Raw genomic sequence first — 15,985 nt, 5'->3', positions numbered from 1 at the left:
CGCGGTGCGTTCTCGTGGTTCGTGATAAAAAAAAGCCCTCTCGATGACATAACCGACCTTTAATTAGTGCTCATTTTGGAATTTGCCCCGGAATCGCCTACAAGCTCACTATGCCAACCTGTTCCAGGAAACGGGTGTATTGCAAGGGATGTCCTCGGCCGCACGCCTGCCAATCACCGATTTCAAATGTTTCGGAGCCAATCCGAACCCCGGACGGACACTTCTAACGGCGGATTCCTGTATGAGCTCACCAGCTTTCACATCTTCAACGAAATAAAGCGATCGACGGAACTGCGCGTTACCCTGTTCACTGGACTTTCGACCATAGTTGACCTGACCAAGGCAAGACCAAGCCGTCTTACTATTGCGGCACAATTCGGCGAGTCCGTCAGGCTCCAAAGAAAAGCTGTCATCCGGTCCGCCACCGGCGCGGTCCAGTGTAAAGTGCTTTTCGATCAACGACGCGCCCAACACCACACTGGCAATTGCCGTGGTGTTGTCCAGCGTATGATCGGACAGTCCCGTCACCACGCCGAATCGCTCCATCATGTCCGTTATGGTTCTGAGATTGTAGTCCTCTGCCGGAGCAGGGTAGCCACTGACACAATGTAGAACCGCCAGTTCCTGACAGCCTGCCCTTCTGGCAGCATCAATGGCTTCCTGAATTTCTTCGGCATCCGCCATTCCGGTAGATATAATCATCGGTTTGCCGGTTTTAGCCACGTATTCGATAAGCGGAAGGTCAACGGCTTCAAAAGAGGCGATTTTGTAGGCTGGGGCACCCAGCTCTTCCAGCAGATCAACAGCGGTCGTGTCGAACGGTGAGCTGAAAATCGTTATTCCCAATGACCTCGCATGCTCAAATAGGGGCTTATGCCACTCCCATGGCATGTGCGCTTCTTCGTAGAGCTCGTAAAGCGTGCGCCCATCCCACAGCCCACCATGAATCTGAAAATCAGGTCCTGAAGAATTCAGTGTAATGGTGTCAGGACGGTACGTTTGCAGCTTTACGGCATCAGCGCCGGCTTTCTGAGCTTCTTCTATGATTTTCAAGGCAGTTTCTAGGCTTCCGTTATGGTTCGCCGAGAGTTCCGCGATGATATAGGGCGGGTCCTCCCTAGATATTTTACGCCCGTCAATCGACATGACCTTAAGAGACATGGTTCCCCCTTTGTGAAAACGCTTGCCATTCAGACTTTAACAGCCCAAAACAGACAATATCGTGATAGCGGTCTCCGTCGAAGTGCTGCTCTCTGAGCCGCCCCTCTTGGGTGAAACCGAGGCGCTGATGAAATCGTATCGACCGTTCATTGAAGGACAGTACCTCACCGCACAATTTGTGCAGCCGAAGCGAATCAAAACTGAATCTCAATACGGCAGCACCCAAGGACCTGCCCGTTCCAACAGGTGCCTCCGGTGCGAGATAGAACCCCCAATCCGCAACGCCTTTCGAACGTTTGCAACTAATGTTCACAAACCCCAAGGGCGTCTGATCCGATTGATAGATCAATAAATGGGCGCCGCCTGTGCTCAGTGTACGCTCGAACCAAGCACAGTGTTCTGTCCATTCTAACTGGTGAGTGGTGTACATAAACCGCCTGATCTGAGGGTCATTGCGCCAACGGAACACCGTCTCTAGATCAGCCGCGGTCATCGGGCGAAGTGTATTCTCGCTCATGGTGCAAACTCTGCCAGCGCATCTGCCAGCCGGGGAGCGCCCGCTCCGTCACACAGAGCCGAAGAGGCCGATGCAAGATCGTATCGACGCGACCGGACCTCCGCCAACAACTGACATAAATCGGACACTGATTGCTCAGGTGTTCCGCCCACGAGTGCCGCTCCCGCCTCAGCGAGGGCGGCAGCTCCCGAACGCTGGTTATCGGCCAGCACAACAAGAATCGATGGAAGGCCCAAGCAACAACGCTCCCAGGAAGTTCCACCGGCCGCACCCAGTGCGACATCTGCGCTTGCCATCAACTCTGCCATGTTATCAACACCTACGAGTACGTGGGTTTTCCAGGGCATAGACTCTGCACGCTCCTTCACACCCTGTATCCATGGCGCGTATCGCCCCATGACGACAGAGATGCGACTGTTTTCTGAAAGGCTGCAAGCTTTCAGGGCGAGCAGCAAATCGCCCGTCACATTGTCTTTGTCGACTCCGCCGAGGTTAATGAGAAGGTGTTCGCCCTCCCGGTAACGTGCACGGCTTTTAGCTCTCTCTTCCCTGAACTCCGGGCGCAGCAAGGCGTACGCGGGCCCTGTGAGAACACGGCAACGCTCAGGAACCAAGCCGTCATAGTCGCCCGCTTTGCGTCCCAAATTCTGATCCAACAACAAATCGCAAACGTGCTCCCGGTCTGCCAAATCATCGACCACCATCAGGCGACCATAAAATCCGGCAAGAGCCGTCTCCCAGCGCCAATCAATGCCATAGTGATCTACCACCAACCAGTCTGGGCGCAGCAGGCCGAGTACACTGGCCGTATCGGCTGCGTCCTGCTCGGCTCCGCCTAGCAACCAATGACCGTGGGCAAGGCCGATATTGCCGTCGGCCATGCCGGCCCGGCTCGGGCTTGAGCTATCATCAACCTGTTCAGCGAGACGATGCACCCGATAGCCACGCGCCTCGACCAGGTCAATCATATCCCCCGACTGCTGACGAATCACGAAGTGGCATTCAGCCTCTCTATTGGTGAGCTCATCAGCCAAGGTCAGGCACCGCATCACATGACCCGAACCGATCTCCTGGGATGCATCGACCCGAAAAACAACCCTCATTGCAGAGTTCCACTCTCAGCATGTTGCAGTGCCTTGAACATCCACTCTGCGCGAACCCAGTCTTCCGGAGTATCAATGTCCTGCACCCGATGACGAGGCAGCACAATGGGGCATGATTGCGAGGAGAACAGAGGGCGCGACTCCAGCCAGGCATCCGGTCGCCCCCAATAAAACTGACCTGCATCGTGCCAGGCTTCTTCAAGGTCCTGAGAGCGAGTCTGAAAGTGCTCAGGCCAGAACATATTGACGCGGCCTTTGGGCGTCATTTTCAAAGCGCGCTGGATGGGGAAAGCAAAACTCGTCACTGTGAATGCAAAATCACAATCAGCGGATTTGTTGAGGGTATTCTGCCCACGGGCAATATCCTCGGGACGCACAAAGGGCGCAGTCGCATATAGGCAGCAGACACTTTCGAGCGGATCATCCTGAGAGAGCTCGCGGATGGCATGGGCTACCACTGGCATGGTACCCGCATGGTCGTCGGCGAGTTCTGCGGGCCGCATGAAGGGAACCTCTGCCCCCCAGGCCCTGGCGACAGATGCGATTTCCTCGTCGTCAGTAGAGACAACGATCCGATCAAAACAGCCACTGTCGATGGCTGCCTTTATGGTCCACGCAATCATAGGTTGCCCGCAGAAGGGTTTGATATTCTTGCGGGGAATTCGTTTGCTACCTCCGCGCGCCGGTATTACCGCGAGATTCATACGCCAAGAGCCTCTGCCAGTGCTGCAACCACTTCTCTTTGATCGTCAGCTGACATTCCCGGAAACAGCGGGAGACTGATTGCTTCAGAGTAGTAATTTTCAGCGTTCGGGTACTGGCCTTCTTGAAATCCGAACTGGGCATAAAAAGGTTGTGTGTGAACCGGTATGTAATGCACATTCACACCGATGCCTTTTGCCCTCAGGGACTCAAACACCTCTCGCCGGGTTCGGTTAATATCGTCTAACCGAAGCCTGATGACGTAAAGGTGGCGACCGGAATAACCGTCCGGATGCTGGACCGGAGTTTTAACAGGCAGATTGGCCAGCAGCCGATCGTACTCGTCCGCCAACTCGTGGCGACGGCTGACATACTTATCCAACCGCGTCATTTGGCTCGCACCCAACGCAGCTTGGAGATCTGTCATCCGATAGTTATAGCCAAGTCCCGTTTGTTGGTAGTACCAGGGCCCGTCAGATTCACGAGACATCAGCGCAGGATCACGGGTAATACCATGACTGCGAAGCTGATCCATCTGCCGGGCCAAATCGCTGTTCTGCGTAAGAGCCAGCCCGCCCTCAGCAGTCGTTACAATCTTCACCGGATGAAAGCTGAAGACTGTAATGTCGCTATACCTGCCGTTACCAATGAACTCACCGCGATATTTACCGCCAATGGCGTGAGATGCGTCTTCAATAACCGCAAATCCGTACCGCTTTGACAGTGAGTGTATTGCAGCCATATCACAAGGCTGCCCACACAGATGAACCGCAACCACAACTTTGGGCAGGCGGTTTTGTTGCTCAGCAACTGCCAATTTCTTCTCAAGCGCCTTCGGGCACAGGTTGTAGGAAACAGGATCAATGTCGACAAAGTCGATATTGGCGCCGCAGTAAAGTCCGCAATTGGCTGAGGCTACGAACGTGACAGGCGATGTCCAGAGCCAGTCCCCCGCCTTCAGACCAAGCGCAAGACAGGCGATATGAAGCGCAGAGGTTGCGCTATTCACAGCAATGGCATGCTTCGCGCCCACATGGCTTGCAACCGCCTGCTCAAACCTCGGCACCGCCGGCCCCTGAGTCAGAAAATCAGACTTCAAGACCTCAACAACGGCATCAATATCGGATTGCCTTATGTCCTGTTTCCCATATGGAATCATGATCAGATCTTTCCTATCTCGCTGTAGTGCTGATCAATCCATTGCTGCAGCTGGTCGCCTGTCATCCATTCGTTGTTGCTCTCACTGGAATACACGAAACCTTCAGCAACCTTTTTACCGTCCTTGATTCGGTTGGCATCCTTATCCCAACTATTAATTGCGGGCAGAATCTTGAAATGCTCCGGGTACTCGTAGGTGTAATACGCATCTTCAGCACCAATCATCTGCTCGTGGAGCTTTTCTCCCGGGCGAATGCCAACCTCTTCCTGCTTTGCATCAGGCGCGACGACTCGCGCCAGATCGGTCACTTTCATGGATGGAATTTTCTTCACATAGATCTCACCGCCTTCCATGTCCTCGAAGGCATGCCAAACCAGCTCTACCCCTTGCTCGAGAGAAATCATGAAACGAGTCATTCGGTTGTCGGTGATCGGCAAGACGCCCTTGTCCTTGATCGACATGAAAAATGGAATCACGGATCCTCGCGAACCCATCACATTGCCGTAGCGAACCACTGAAAACCGCGTCTCGTGGCCACCAGAGTAGGAGTTTCCAGCAACGAAGAGCTTGTCTGACGCCAGCTTGGTGGCACCGTACAGGTTGATCGGGCTGCTGGCCTTGTCAGTGGACAATGCCACAACGCCTTTGACGCCTTTATCAATCGCCGCATCAATAAGGTTCATTGCACCATGTATGTTGGTTTTTACGCACTCGAATGGATTGTACTCAGCAGTTGGAACAATCTTCGTAGCTGCCGCATGGACGACGTAATCGACACCATCAAGTGCCCGGTAAAGTCGATCGCGGTCTCTCACATCGCCAATGAAGAATCGAAGACGATCATCACCTTGAAACAGCTTCGCCATTTCCCATTGCTTCATTTCATCCCTGGAGAATACGATGATTTTCTTCGGCTCATACTTCTCCAACGTCATCGGGATGAACTTATGACCAAAGGAGCCGGTTCCGCCGGTAACCAGGATTGTTTTGCCTTTCAACATGGTGGGTATCCAGATCTATGTCGGTGTAAAACTATTATCGGGTGTGTGTCCAGCGCAATAACTCGAGTTTATCAAAGGCGGACAAATCATTCTGGCGTAGTATGCCCGCGCCATTTATTACCAGTCTCGTCAGCCAACCTTTGTCGCGTTGCCTGGACAAGCTTGGCCGGATCCGTTTCTGTCATCTCATTGTATTTCGATTTGGTCCCGGCAAAAAATTCACAGGAGTAGACTGGGCCGTCGCCCGTATAAGCCACCCCGGAATGATGCAAAGGCAAGAAAAAGTGGCTCGGCAGAATCGTCGCATCCCTGGAGGATGAGGAGAAAAACGCATCTGTGAATGGTACCGGACCGGTCGTTTGCCAGACTTTGCGTTTTTTATAACGAAGCTTTTTCCAGACAAATCGGCGCCTGATGTCAGGGATATCGTTTATATTATTCACAACTGTGCGAATGATCTCATGATTTGGAACGGAGCCAACGTATCCATTCGCAATAAGGCCGGGACGGCAGTGCTCGTTCTCCCAGAGCGCAAACAGATTACAATTGAAAATCCACTCTGGAAGTCTGCTCAGGCACACCGAATCCGCGTCTAACGCAAACCCTCCCTCGGTCAGAAGGATCTCCCATCGCATCAGATCTGCGACGCCTGCAAGGCCCCGATCCATGGTCGCAATCCGATCCATATGTTTCTTATTAACCCAGCTTCCTTCTTTCCAGTCGTCATTTCCCCAGACTTTCACCTCGAAGTCCGGATGCTGGTGGCGCCAAGTATCAATGTGAGCTTCCGGCCGCGCCGACTCATCACCGACCAGACAAAATGTAGTTTTCGGGGAATAACACTCATAAGAGAAGACCTGAGTTCGATACGCCTGCAGAGGGGAAGATACGCCGAATACGAGATGGCATCTCATCGGAGGAGACCATCGCTCCATAAAATGCCTGGCTTGAGAGCAGCAAAACAATTGGAATCCAAAAACAGAACCAGTTGAAATGGAACGTTGATAACGGCTCACCACCATCGAACATGAGCGCAACAACACCTACGATGACCGGTAGTAAGATGTATAGCTCCTCAACTCTTCTTTGGCCCGAAAAAACCCGTGCAAGAACACCAGGCACCCACAAGGCCAACCAAAGAATCAGCCCCAGAAAACCTAAGGCATAAGTGACTGAGAGTGCCATGTTGTGAGGATGGCGAAAATTTCTCATCACCCCCACTACACTGTCATAGACTTCCACTGGCCGCACAGTATTGGTTATACCGTGCCCAAAGAATGGAGCATTGCCAATTTCGTCAATCGTCGCCAGCCAGATAGACGGACGCCAGGAAAGTCCTCGACTAAGAATAAAATCTGGGAAAAAGATCAAGATGAGCAGGCCAGCAAAAACCGCCAACCCCAGAAGCATGTACCAGATTCGATTTCGATAGAGCACAGCGCAGGCTGCAATGGCAACAACAATAGCAACCTGCCCCGTGCGCCTTTCCAGTGCGATGATCATGGTTACTAGTACAAGGAGCGACAAATATCCAAGCCCTCGGAGCCAGAGATTGCGGTCAGGCTGTTCCAACAGCAATCCCAACAATAACGCAGCCTGAGGGACGACCAGAAGCGTAGCCAGCACGGCATTAACAGGTTTGACTCCATACAACGCCAATTCCTGCTGATTGACCCCATAGAGAACGGTCGCCCATGGCGCCTCCATAACCCCGTACACCACGATCAGGTGCCACGCCGCAACTACAGCGGTACACATACAGGCAATTAAAAGGGCGCGCCTGAGTACGAAGGTGTTATCAGTGAGCCTCAGGTACGAAAAGAGAACAAACAACGCCAAGAGCTGAGTAGCCGCTCTAAAAGTCTTTGAACTATCAGGGTTCTCTGCCCAGAGCATTGAACTCAGCGCGAGCGCTAGATAAGCAAACAGTGGCGAGGCAGCTAGCAGAAAACCTCCGCCTACCAAACCTCGCCGGATCATAAGAGGTATCAGGACAAATATTGTTGGCAGGGTGATCAAGCCGTCAAACAGGTTCAGACCGGCACCCGTCGATCTTTGCCACAAGTGGGATGAAAAAACGACCGACAAACTAAGACATGCCCAACAAAGCAAGATCCAGCTTCTAGCCTGGTGTGACAAATGCAAATCCGTTCCCTTAAATCTAAGTTGGTGACGCTGATGCCCGCAGGCCAATGGTTGCCTGTAACCTTCAGGGCAAAACCTTTAAACGCAGAATTGTACACTTCTTTTCAATCTCAAGCCGTACAGAGCCTGAATCTGAAACTATCATCAGATAGAATCACGATCTTATACATCACTACTGACGTCGCATGACCCAACTTACCATCATTATTCCGACTCATAATCGTCCCGAAAAGCTAAGCGACGCTGTTCGGTCAGCGTTGAGTCAGACTATCGAGGACTTGGAAGTAATTATTGTCGATGATGGAAGCACACCGCCAGCAGCGATCGAGAATCACGACCCGCGAGTCTCACTCCATCGACACGAAGCACCCAAGGGCGTGTCAGCGGCAAGAAACAAGGGCCTCGCCATCGCCAAAAGCTCATATGTGGCATTTCTCGACGATGACGACACACTGCAGCCGGACTACGCTGCCAAAATGCTGGAGTTCATGCGCTGCCATAGCAATGAGATAGATTTCGCATGGCCGATACTGAATGTTTTGAACACCTGCAATGGAAAACGCTCCCAAGCCCAGACTCAGCCGTGCCTGATCAAAAGGCCTCAAAAGGGAACTGAAAAGTCCTTTGTTGCAACAACATACGTTCGGACGACAGGCATGATGTTTTTGACTCAATCCATACGGCAAAACGATGGCTTCGATCAGAGCCTTGCTGTTTCAGAGGATCGAGAGCTTATTTTCAGAATGCTGGATAATGGTTGCGGTTGTGGCTTACTCAACGCACCTCTCGTCAACTTCTTTGTCCATCCAAGCCCGAGATTGAGCACGAACGACAATCTGGCCAAACAGGCCAGATGCGACGCAATGATTGCCAAAAGACACGGACACTTTATTGAGAAGCACCCATCGCTCGCGTCCCGATACCTGAACCTTCTTGCGCGCCGACAGAAAAAGGCAGGGCTCTGGTCAGAATACAGAGCAACGCTGCTAGCTCTTATTAAAATCAAGCCTTTTGATGTGCGTGCGCTTAAGCGGCTATTCCTGCTGATCCTTGCGCGCCGTTAAGCCTAATCAAATTGTCGGGGCGCAATGTTTCGGCTAGCCCTTTTATCTTCCAACTGAGAACGCCACGCGGCAACACTAGACCAATACAAAGCGTCATCAATAGGATTCAAAGATGACTTGGACATCTCTTGCTTATACGCTGCAAGCAGCCGCTCCCTCATCGACCTATCGGGGAGCCGCGCGGCTATATTGCCAAGGTTAGATGCCGCTCTTTTCCCTGGCAGACACGAACGGAAGACCCGGATATCATCTTCGTCCACCATCGCCATAGAGCCCTCCGGACTGACCAAAAAGTTAGTCAGATTACCATCAGGCTGTTCAATTCCTCGCGCGTGAATATCGGCCACGGCACGCCCTAACTTTTCAATCACTATCAGCTGTTTCGATTTTGAGGATTCAGAATTGAGAACCTCTCGCAAGGACCGGTACCCGGCCAGATACGATGTACTAAACCCAAAGCACCGTAACGACGCGACCCAGCCAGCGTAGACAATGGCGGGCACTGGCCCGCCGGCCCGCCGGATTTTTCTCCCGCGACGAACTGCCCGCAGCCAATGGATAAGACCGAAAAGAGGCTTTCGATAACATTTGATCGCCACTTCCTGACCGTCAACGAATGCCCGATAGGTAATTCGGGTTCGTCGCGTATTGGAATGCAGCTCTTCTTCGAGTTCGACATTAACCATTAGTGATCCGGCTTTCGTTAGATCAGGAACTTTTTTTCTGATAAGCGCGCAAAAGGGAGGCCCAACAAGTAGCTCGCTTCTCTGAATCAAGCCGGGAACAACGCTTTTCCACAGACCGGTAAAGCCGATCGAGATTCTTCCGCTTCCATTCAGCATCTGCGCTATTCTCAACGCCAGCCCTTAATCGGCAGCGATCAAAATCAATCAGGTAAATTCGACCTCTTGATACCAGGATGTTGTCGCAGTTGAGGTCAACATGGTCCAGGCCTTCGTCGTGGAATCGACGGATCAAGGCCCCAACCTCAGCCCAGAGAGTGGCTTCTTCCAGGCACTCGGACTCCGCAAATGTGACCGCCCCAGGAATACGCTTGACGAGAATCGCCGCCCGATACCAGAGCGCTCTGTACTTCCAAGTAATAGCTGCAACAGGTTCGGGCACGGGCAGAGAAAGCTCTCTAAGCTTCCGGAGCAAATTGAATTCCGCCGTCGATCGAGTTCGGTCAAACCCTGTGAAAAAATAGGTTTTCTCGGCTAAGGAAGCTACTAAGCCGCCTCGGCGATAGTGACGAAGCACGAGCTCAGAAGTATCTGACTCAATAAACCAGGCACCACCTCGACCACCGGCGGAGACAGGAGCCGCACTTCTTCCCCAGAAGTCCGGTGAAAACCACGACGCCGTAACCTGCTCGTAGCCCGGCGAGACAATGAGCTGCATAGCTCCTGCACCAAAACGCTTTTCGGTAAGCCGTGTCACGAAATTCTTATCCCCACTCCTGAGCAGCGCCCCCAGGTAAAGACGTTAGTAGCCTTGTAGGCTAGAATGGCGCTCAGTTTACCAACGTGCTGTTAACGGCTCTACACCCCATACCCAAAAGTTTGGAATGCCTCCTTCATCGATGATCGCCTCACCTATGACCTCCATCTGCATCCTCCGCCTTTCCGCCATAGGCGACGTCACCCACGTCATTCCGGTTGTCCTGAGCCTTCAGGAGCAGCTGCCGGGCGTGAAAATCACCTGGGTGATTGGCAAGATCGAGGCGAAGCTGATTGGCGATCTTCCGGGCGTTGAGTTTATTGTCTTCGACAAGAAAGCCGGCCGTCAGGGCTACGCTGATCTGCGCAAACAGATGAAAGGCCGCAGCTTTGACGCTCTGCTGCACATGCAGGTGGCACTGCGGGCCAACCTCGCCGCAGCCTGCATCCCGGCCAAGGTGAAAGTCGGCTACGACCAGGCCCGCAGTAAAGACCTGCACAGCCTGTTCATCAACAAGCGGATTGCGCCTGCGCCACAGCAACACGTTCGCGACTGCCTCGCCAGCTTCCTGGAGCCGCTCGGACTTTTACCCGCAGCGCCGCAATGGAACATCCCGCTCAGCGAGGGTGACCACGAGTTCGCCCGCCAGCAGCTGGCAGCCGATCGGCAAAATCTTATGATCAGCCCGTGCGCCAGCCACACCTTGCGAAACTGGCCCGCGGAACGCTATGCACAACTGGCGGATCACGCCATCCGTGAGCATGGCATGAAAGTGATCCTTGTCGGCAGCCCGGCGCCGTTCGAGGCGGAGTACTGCGACGCCATTGAAGCCGCAATGAAGGAAAAGGCCCACAACATCTGTGGCAAGGATACGCTGAAGCAGCTAACGGCCCTGATGACCCACGCCGATCTGGTGGTAGCGCCAGACACCGGCCCGGCCCACATAGCGAGTGCCGTGGGTACTGATGTCCTCGGCATCTACGCCGCCAGCAACCCCTACCGTTCAGGCCCTTACAACTCACTGGAGTGGTGTGTAAACCGCTATCCGGAAGCGCTGGAACAGTTCACCGGCAAAACCGTGGATCAGTCTCGATGGGGCGCTAAAGCGGAGTTTGAAGGCGCGATGGAACTGGTGACAGTACAGGATGCCACCGACATGCTGGACAAGTGGATTCAGAGCCGGCGTGCAGCAGAACCAAAAACGGCGTCGGACCTGAGCTGATCCAACGCCGTTTTCGATGTCCGCTTTACACCGGATGAATCCGGATCTCAGTGACTAAAGAGTCACTTGCGAGCGGTGTAATCCTGATAGGATTTTTCTTCCACGAAGCGTGAGCCCAGGGCCAGGTTCACGTCTTTCTTGATCGCTGCACGCTTGTCGTTGGTTACATAGACCGCTCGGGCGAGCTCAATGAAGCGGTCGCCAAAATCCTGCGCAGCTTCCTGATCCCGGATATCGTCTTCAATCACCCACAGTTCCTCGTTCACAGCCTTGAGCTGCTTCCTCAGGTCGGCGATTGCGCTCTGATCGGTAACGGCTTCGTCCCAGGTGGCACTGAGCTCGTCCAGCTCCAAACGTACGTTCTTGAGCTTGGCCTCGTCCTTGATGCGCTCGGACTTGATTTCGAGGATGGTGATTTTGTCGAGAACCTCGCCGAAGGAGACGGGGACTTTAATGACGTCTGCCATGTGCTGTTCCTGAAAATAGAGTGAATTTAAACAACAAAGCCGCCTGACTGCAGCAACACAGGAGGCGGCCTGGATAATCCTTCGCTGATCAGACCTTAACGTGGGTCAGCCAGCTACTGCGGTTCTCAAGCTTGCCCTTCACGGCATCGAAGTACATGGCCTGCAGCTTTTCGGTGACCGGACCACGCTTGCCGGCACCAATGGAACGGCCATCCAGTTCGCGGATCGGCAGAACTTCAGCGGCGGTGCCTGTGAAGAAGGCTTCATCGGCGATGTACACTTCATCACGGGTGATGCGACGCTCTTTCACCGGAATGTTCAGCTCGCTGGCGAAATCCAGGATGGTCTGTCGGGTAATACCTTCCAGACAGGAGGTGAGCTCAGGCGTATGCAGCACGCCGTCGCGAAGAATGAAGATGTTCTCACCCGAACCTTCCGCCACATAACCTTCGTTATCCAGCAGCAACGCTTCCTCACAACCACTGGCAATGGCTTCATTCAGCGCCAGCATGGAGTTGATGTAGTTGCCGTTCGCCTTCGCCTTGCACATGGTGATATTGACGTGGTGACGGGTGTAGGACGACGTCCGCACCTTGATGCCCACTTCCTTGGCTTCCGGCGACATGTAGGAGGGCCAGCTCCAGGCCGCGACCATCACATGAACCTTAAGGTTATCGGCGCGCAGGCCCATGCCTTCGGAGCCCAGGAACACCATGGGACGCAGGTAGGCTTCGTCCAGGTTGTTTTCACGTACGGCTGCGCACTGCGCTTCGTTCAGTTCTTCCTTGCTGAACGGCATCTTCATGTTGAGGATGTGAGCGGAGCGGAACAGCCGATCAGTGTGCTCTTTCAGACGAAAAATAGCCGGACCGTTGGCGGTGTTGTAGGCTCGCACGCCCTCAAAACAGCCCAGACCATAATGCAGGGTGTGGGTAAGCACGTGAGTTTTGGCTTCCCGCCAGGGAACCATTTCACCATCCAGCCAGATGTGGCCATCGCGATCAGCCATCGACATTCTTCGTTGCTCCTAAAAAAGCGGTTTTCGGGGATTGGGCATTCTAGCAGGAAACTTCGCAGGAAGAAAACTTAGCAAGCTAACCAATCATGATATCCTGCCAAAGCCTCCGAACGTAGTCACGCTCCCCCGGGAAGTTACCCGCCTCCACCTCACTGTTCAGGTTCTGCAGTGCTCGCCGATGAATGGTCGACCGCAAGGCGATAAAGACATCGCGCAGCTTCTCAGTATCCGCTACCGACATCACCCCAACCTGCCCCAATGCCTCCATCTGGCGAATGTTGTCCGACCACTGGGTCAGCTCCGGGTGGTCGGCGCAATTGGCCAGCATCAGGTACTGCACCAGAAACTCGATATCGACGATGCCGCCGGTGTCGTGCTTGATATGGAAGACGTCTTGCTGACGGGACTCCGGCGTGCCCAGGCTGGTGCGCATTTTCTCCCGCATATCGACCACTTCCTGCCGGAGCTTTTCCCGGTTCCGAGACTGGCACAGGATATCGTGTCGAATCGATTCGAACGCCTCCAGTGTCTCCCGGCAGCCCGCCACCCCGCGGGCGCGAGCCAGGGCCTGATGCTCCCAGGTCCAGGCTTCGCTACGCTGGTACTTTTCAAACGCGTGCAACGTGCTGACCAGGAGGCCCGAATTGCCCGAGGGCCGCAATCGCATATCGACCTCATACAGCAGGCCCGAAGGCGTCTGGGTGTTCAGGATATGGACAATGCGCTGCCCTAACCGGGTGTAAAAAACCGCGTTATCAATCGATTTCTCACCATCGGTTGCGAGCTCGGGATCGGCGCCATGAACAAACACCAGATCAAGGTCCGAGGTGTAGCCGAGCTCAATGCCACCGAGCTTGCCGTACCCGATGATCGCAAAGTCGGTCTCACACACTGAGCCATCGGCGCGTTTCGGGTATCCGTGTCGGCTCACCAGATTGGAGAAAGCCACATTCACCACGTGGTCCAGCACCACTTCCGCCAGCCAGGTCAGATAATCACTGACCTTCATCAGCGGCAGCGTGCCTTTCAGCTCCGATGCGGCCAGCCGTAAGAGATGCGCCTTTTTAAAGTGGCGCAGGGACTCCATCTGCTCTTCCAGATCCTCAAACGGAATCCTCAGCATCTGTTGCCGCAAATCATCCTGCAACTCGGCTTTGGCCGGCGGGTGATACAGGCTTTCAGCATTCAGCAACTCGTCCAGCAACAACGGGGTTTCTGCCAGCTGTTGGGCGATCCAGGGACTTTCGCTACAGAGACTGACCAGTTGCGTACAGGCACCGGGATTTTCCAGCAGCAGCACCATGTAAGCGGTTCGCCGAAGGATGGCTTCCACCAACTGCAGCACGCGGGACAGGGTTTCGGAAGGGTTGTCGACCTGGGTCAAAGCGTCGAGCAACATCGGCATGAACTGGTTCAGACGTCTGCGGCCCTGGGTCTGAAGAGTCTGAACCGTCCGGTTCTCCCGCAACTCCCGCAGCAGCGTATAGCTGCCAGGCGCGTCTTCGTAGCCGTGGTCGGCCAGCCAGCGGACGGAGGCCTCCTCATCCAGCTCCGCCAGCCAAAGCTCCTGCCAGCCTTCTTCCAGAGCGCCAGCCCCCTCTTCATCGTCGTCCTCAGTCGCAATGATGTTGGCAAAATGGGTCGCAACCCGCTGGCGGTGGGCTTCCAATGCCGACTCACAGCTCTGCCAATCGTCAAAGCCCATAATCAGTGCGACCCGCGCTTTGTTCAGGTCATCCTCGGGCAACAACTGGGTCTGCTTGTCGGCCATCCCTTGCAGCGCATGCTCCAGGTTACGCAGGAAGACGTATGCCTCTTTCAATTCCTTAACGACGTTTGGCGGTAGCAGCTCAAGTTCCTCAAGCTCCTTGAGAATGACAAGCAATTCGCGCTGCTGGAGCTCCCGATCGCGGCCACCGCGAATCAGCTGGAACGCCTGGACCACAAATTCAATTTCCCGAATGCCACCACTACCGAGCTTAATGTTGTTTTCCAGCCCCTTGCGACGAACCTCGCGGCCGATCATCGCTTTCATGCTTCGCAACGATTCGAACGCACTGAAGTCAATGTACTTGCGGTACACGAAGGGGCGCAGAGTCTCCATCAGCACTTTGCCCGCAGCCTGGTCACCGGCGACCACACGGGCCTTCACCATGGCGTAACGCTCCCAGTCCCTGCCCTGATCCTGGTAATAAGCTTCCAGTGCGGCAAAGCTCAGGGCCAGCGCGCCACTTTGGCCATAGGGACGGAGCCGCATATCCACACGGAAGACAAAACCATCGGCGGTGATCTGGTCCAGCGCCTGAATCAGGCGCTGGCCAAGGCGGATAAAGAACGTCTGGTTATCGACGGAGCGGCGGCCGCCCCGGGTTTCACCTTTATCGGGAAAGGCAAAAATCAGGTCAATATCCGAAGACACATTCAACTCGCGACCGCCGAGCTTACCCATGCCCAGCACCACCATTCTCTGGGGTGCATCCTCGCCGGTGACCGGGTCGGGTCCATAGGGCGTGCCAGACTGCTCGCAGGCATCCTGATAAAGCCAGTGCAACGCACCCTCAATGCAGGTATCGGCAAAGGCACTGGTTGCCGCAACGGTTTCAGCCAGGTCAGCCCAGCGCAGCAGGTCGCGCCAGATAATCCGGAACTGAACCTCGCGGCGGAACTGGCGCAGAGCCGAGTGCAGGGACGACTCGTCATTCACCGGGCCCAGGTAATCCTGCCAGCGCTGTGTCAGAAACTCGGGAGTTGTCGGCTCTGTCAGTGGATGGGCTTGCACCATGATCTGGACATGCTCGGGATACCGCTCCAGCACCTGACGCACGAAAACACTTCGCGCCACGGCCCCGGCTATGGTTTCTTCCGACTGTCCGGCCTTGGAGGTCAGCCAGCCAGGCACGCCTTCAGGGAACACCGAATCCCAGCACGAGGCAACGTCGTCAGCTAAGGGTGTCGGAAGGGAGCTCCACGGCTCAGACATAATGCA

General features: G+C 54.5%; 15 protein-coding genes. 2 read left to right on the top strand and 13 right to left on the bottom strand.

All coding sequences use genetic code 11. From position 1 onward, the window contains the following. Positions 1-108 precede the first annotated feature (108 nt). The 8 genes from pseI to AU14_RS13260 form a co-directional block, all read right to left on the bottom strand. A complete protein-coding gene (pseI, locus tag AU14_RS13295) occupies positions 109-1,161 on the bottom strand; it encodes a pseudaminic acid synthase (protein ID WP_041341562.1) in 1,053 nt (350 codons plus the stop codon). Further along, positions 1,151-1,678, bottom strand: a complete 528-nt coding sequence (pseH, locus tag AU14_RS13290) for a UDP-4-amino-4,6-dideoxy-N-acetyl-beta-L-altrosamine N-acetyltransferase (protein ID WP_236744073.1) — start codon at positions 1,676-1,678, stop codon at positions 1,151-1,153. The genes pseI and pseH overlap by 11 nt, the downstream gene beginning before the upstream one ends. Further along, positions 1,675-2,781: a UDP-2,4-diacetamido-2,4,6-trideoxy-beta-L-altropyranose hydrolase gene (pseG, locus tag AU14_RS13285; RefSeq protein WP_041341559.1), complete on the bottom strand. Its 1,107-nt coding sequence runs from the start codon at positions 2,779-2,781 to the stop codon at positions 1,675-1,677. Before pseG ends, pseH begins: the two co-directional genes overlap by 4 nt. Continuing rightward, a complete protein-coding gene (pseF, locus tag AU14_RS13280; RefSeq protein WP_041341556.1) occupies positions 2,778-3,485 on the bottom strand; it encodes a pseudaminic acid cytidylyltransferase in 708 nt (235 codons plus the stop codon). Before pseF ends, pseG begins: the two co-directional genes overlap by 4 nt. Next, positions 3,482-4,642 carry a UDP-4-amino-4,6-dideoxy-N-acetyl-beta-L-altrosamine transaminase gene (gene pseC / locus AU14_RS13275; RefSeq protein ID WP_041341553.1) on the bottom strand — a complete coding sequence of 387 codons (1,161 nt, stop codon included), beginning with the start codon at positions 4,640-4,642 and terminating at the stop codon, positions 3,482-3,484. The genes pseF and pseC overlap by 4 nt, the downstream gene beginning before the upstream one ends. A gap of 2 nt (positions 4,643-4,644) precedes the next feature. Next, entirely contained in the window at positions 4,645-5,643 is a 999-nt protein-coding gene (pseB, locus tag AU14_RS13270; RefSeq protein WP_041341550.1) for a UDP-N-acetylglucosamine 4,6-dehydratase (inverting), read from the bottom strand. 86 nt (positions 5,644-5,729) lie between these two features. Next, positions 5,730-6,557 (bottom strand): glycosyltransferase, encoded by an 828-nt coding sequence (locus AU14_RS13265; protein WP_158498321.1) that lies wholly within the window; start codon positions 6,555-6,557, stop codon positions 5,730-5,732. Continuing rightward, a complete protein-coding gene (locus AU14_RS13260; RefSeq protein WP_148312753.1) occupies positions 6,487-7,731 on the bottom strand; it encodes an O-antigen ligase family protein in 1,245 nt (414 codons plus the stop codon). The genes AU14_RS13265 and AU14_RS13260 overlap by 71 nt, the downstream gene beginning before the upstream one ends. Positions 7,732-7,973: 242 nt before the next feature. Between AU14_RS13260 and AU14_RS18705 the strand changes: the two genes are divergently transcribed. Continuing rightward, on the top strand, positions 7,974-8,852 hold the full coding sequence (locus AU14_RS18705; protein ID WP_052472051.1) for a glycosyltransferase family 2 protein: 879 nt from the start codon (positions 7,974-7,976) through the stop codon (positions 8,850-8,852). 2 nt (positions 8,853-8,854) lie between these two features. On the opposite strand, the gene AU14_RS13250 is transcribed toward AU14_RS18705, so the two are convergent. Together AU14_RS13250 and AU14_RS13245 are read right to left on the bottom strand one after the other, a co-directional pair. Continuing rightward, a complete protein-coding gene (locus AU14_RS13250) occupies positions 8,855-9,538 on the bottom strand; it encodes a BUD32 family EKC/KEOPS complex subunit (protein ID WP_041341544.1) in 684 nt (227 codons plus the stop codon). 22 nt (positions 9,539-9,560) lie between these two features. Next, positions 9,561-10,292, bottom strand: a complete 732-nt coding sequence (locus AU14_RS13245) for a 3-deoxy-D-manno-octulosonic acid kinase (RefSeq protein WP_148312752.1) — start codon at positions 10,290-10,292, stop codon at positions 9,561-9,563. Positions 10,293-10,449: 157 nt separating this feature from the next. Here AU14_RS13245 and AU14_RS13240 point away from each other — a divergent pair, with 157 nt between their 5' ends. Next, positions 10,450-11,514 (top strand): glycosyltransferase family 9 protein, encoded by a 1,065-nt coding sequence (locus tag AU14_RS13240; RefSeq protein WP_041343983.1) that lies wholly within the window; start codon positions 10,450-10,452, stop codon positions 11,512-11,514. A gap of 62 nt (positions 11,515-11,576) precedes the next feature. On the opposite strand, the gene AU14_RS13235 is transcribed toward AU14_RS13240, so the two are convergent. The 3 genes from AU14_RS13235 to glnE all read right to left on the bottom strand — a co-directional run bounded on the left by AU14_RS13235 (position 11,577) and on the right by glnE (position 15,979). Continuing rightward, positions 11,577-11,981 (bottom strand): DUF6165 family protein, encoded by a 405-nt coding sequence (locus AU14_RS13235; RefSeq protein ID WP_041341538.1) that lies wholly within the window; start codon positions 11,979-11,981, stop codon positions 11,577-11,579. Between the two features lie 88 nt (positions 11,982-12,069). Further along, positions 12,070-12,996, bottom strand: coding sequence for a branched-chain amino acid transaminase (locus tag AU14_RS13230; protein ID WP_041341536.1), 927 nt, complete (start codon positions 12,994-12,996; stop codon positions 12,070-12,072). A gap of 79 nt (positions 12,997-13,075) precedes the next feature. Beyond that, positions 13,076-15,979 (bottom strand): bifunctional [glutamate--ammonia ligase]-adenylyl-L-tyrosine phosphorylase/[glutamate--ammonia-ligase] adenylyltransferase, encoded by a 2,904-nt coding sequence (gene glnE / locus AU14_RS13225; protein WP_041341533.1) that lies wholly within the window; start codon positions 15,977-15,979, stop codon positions 13,076-13,078. Positions 15,980-15,985: the final 6 nt, after the last annotated feature.

It is taken from the genome of Marinobacter similis, from assembly GCF_000830985.1.
Classification (GTDB): Bacteria; Pseudomonadota; Gammaproteobacteria; order Pseudomonadales; family Oleiphilaceae; genus Marinobacter; species Marinobacter similis.
Note: the sequence above shows the minus strand (reverse complement) of the source record. Positions and strands in the feature narration are given on the sequence as shown.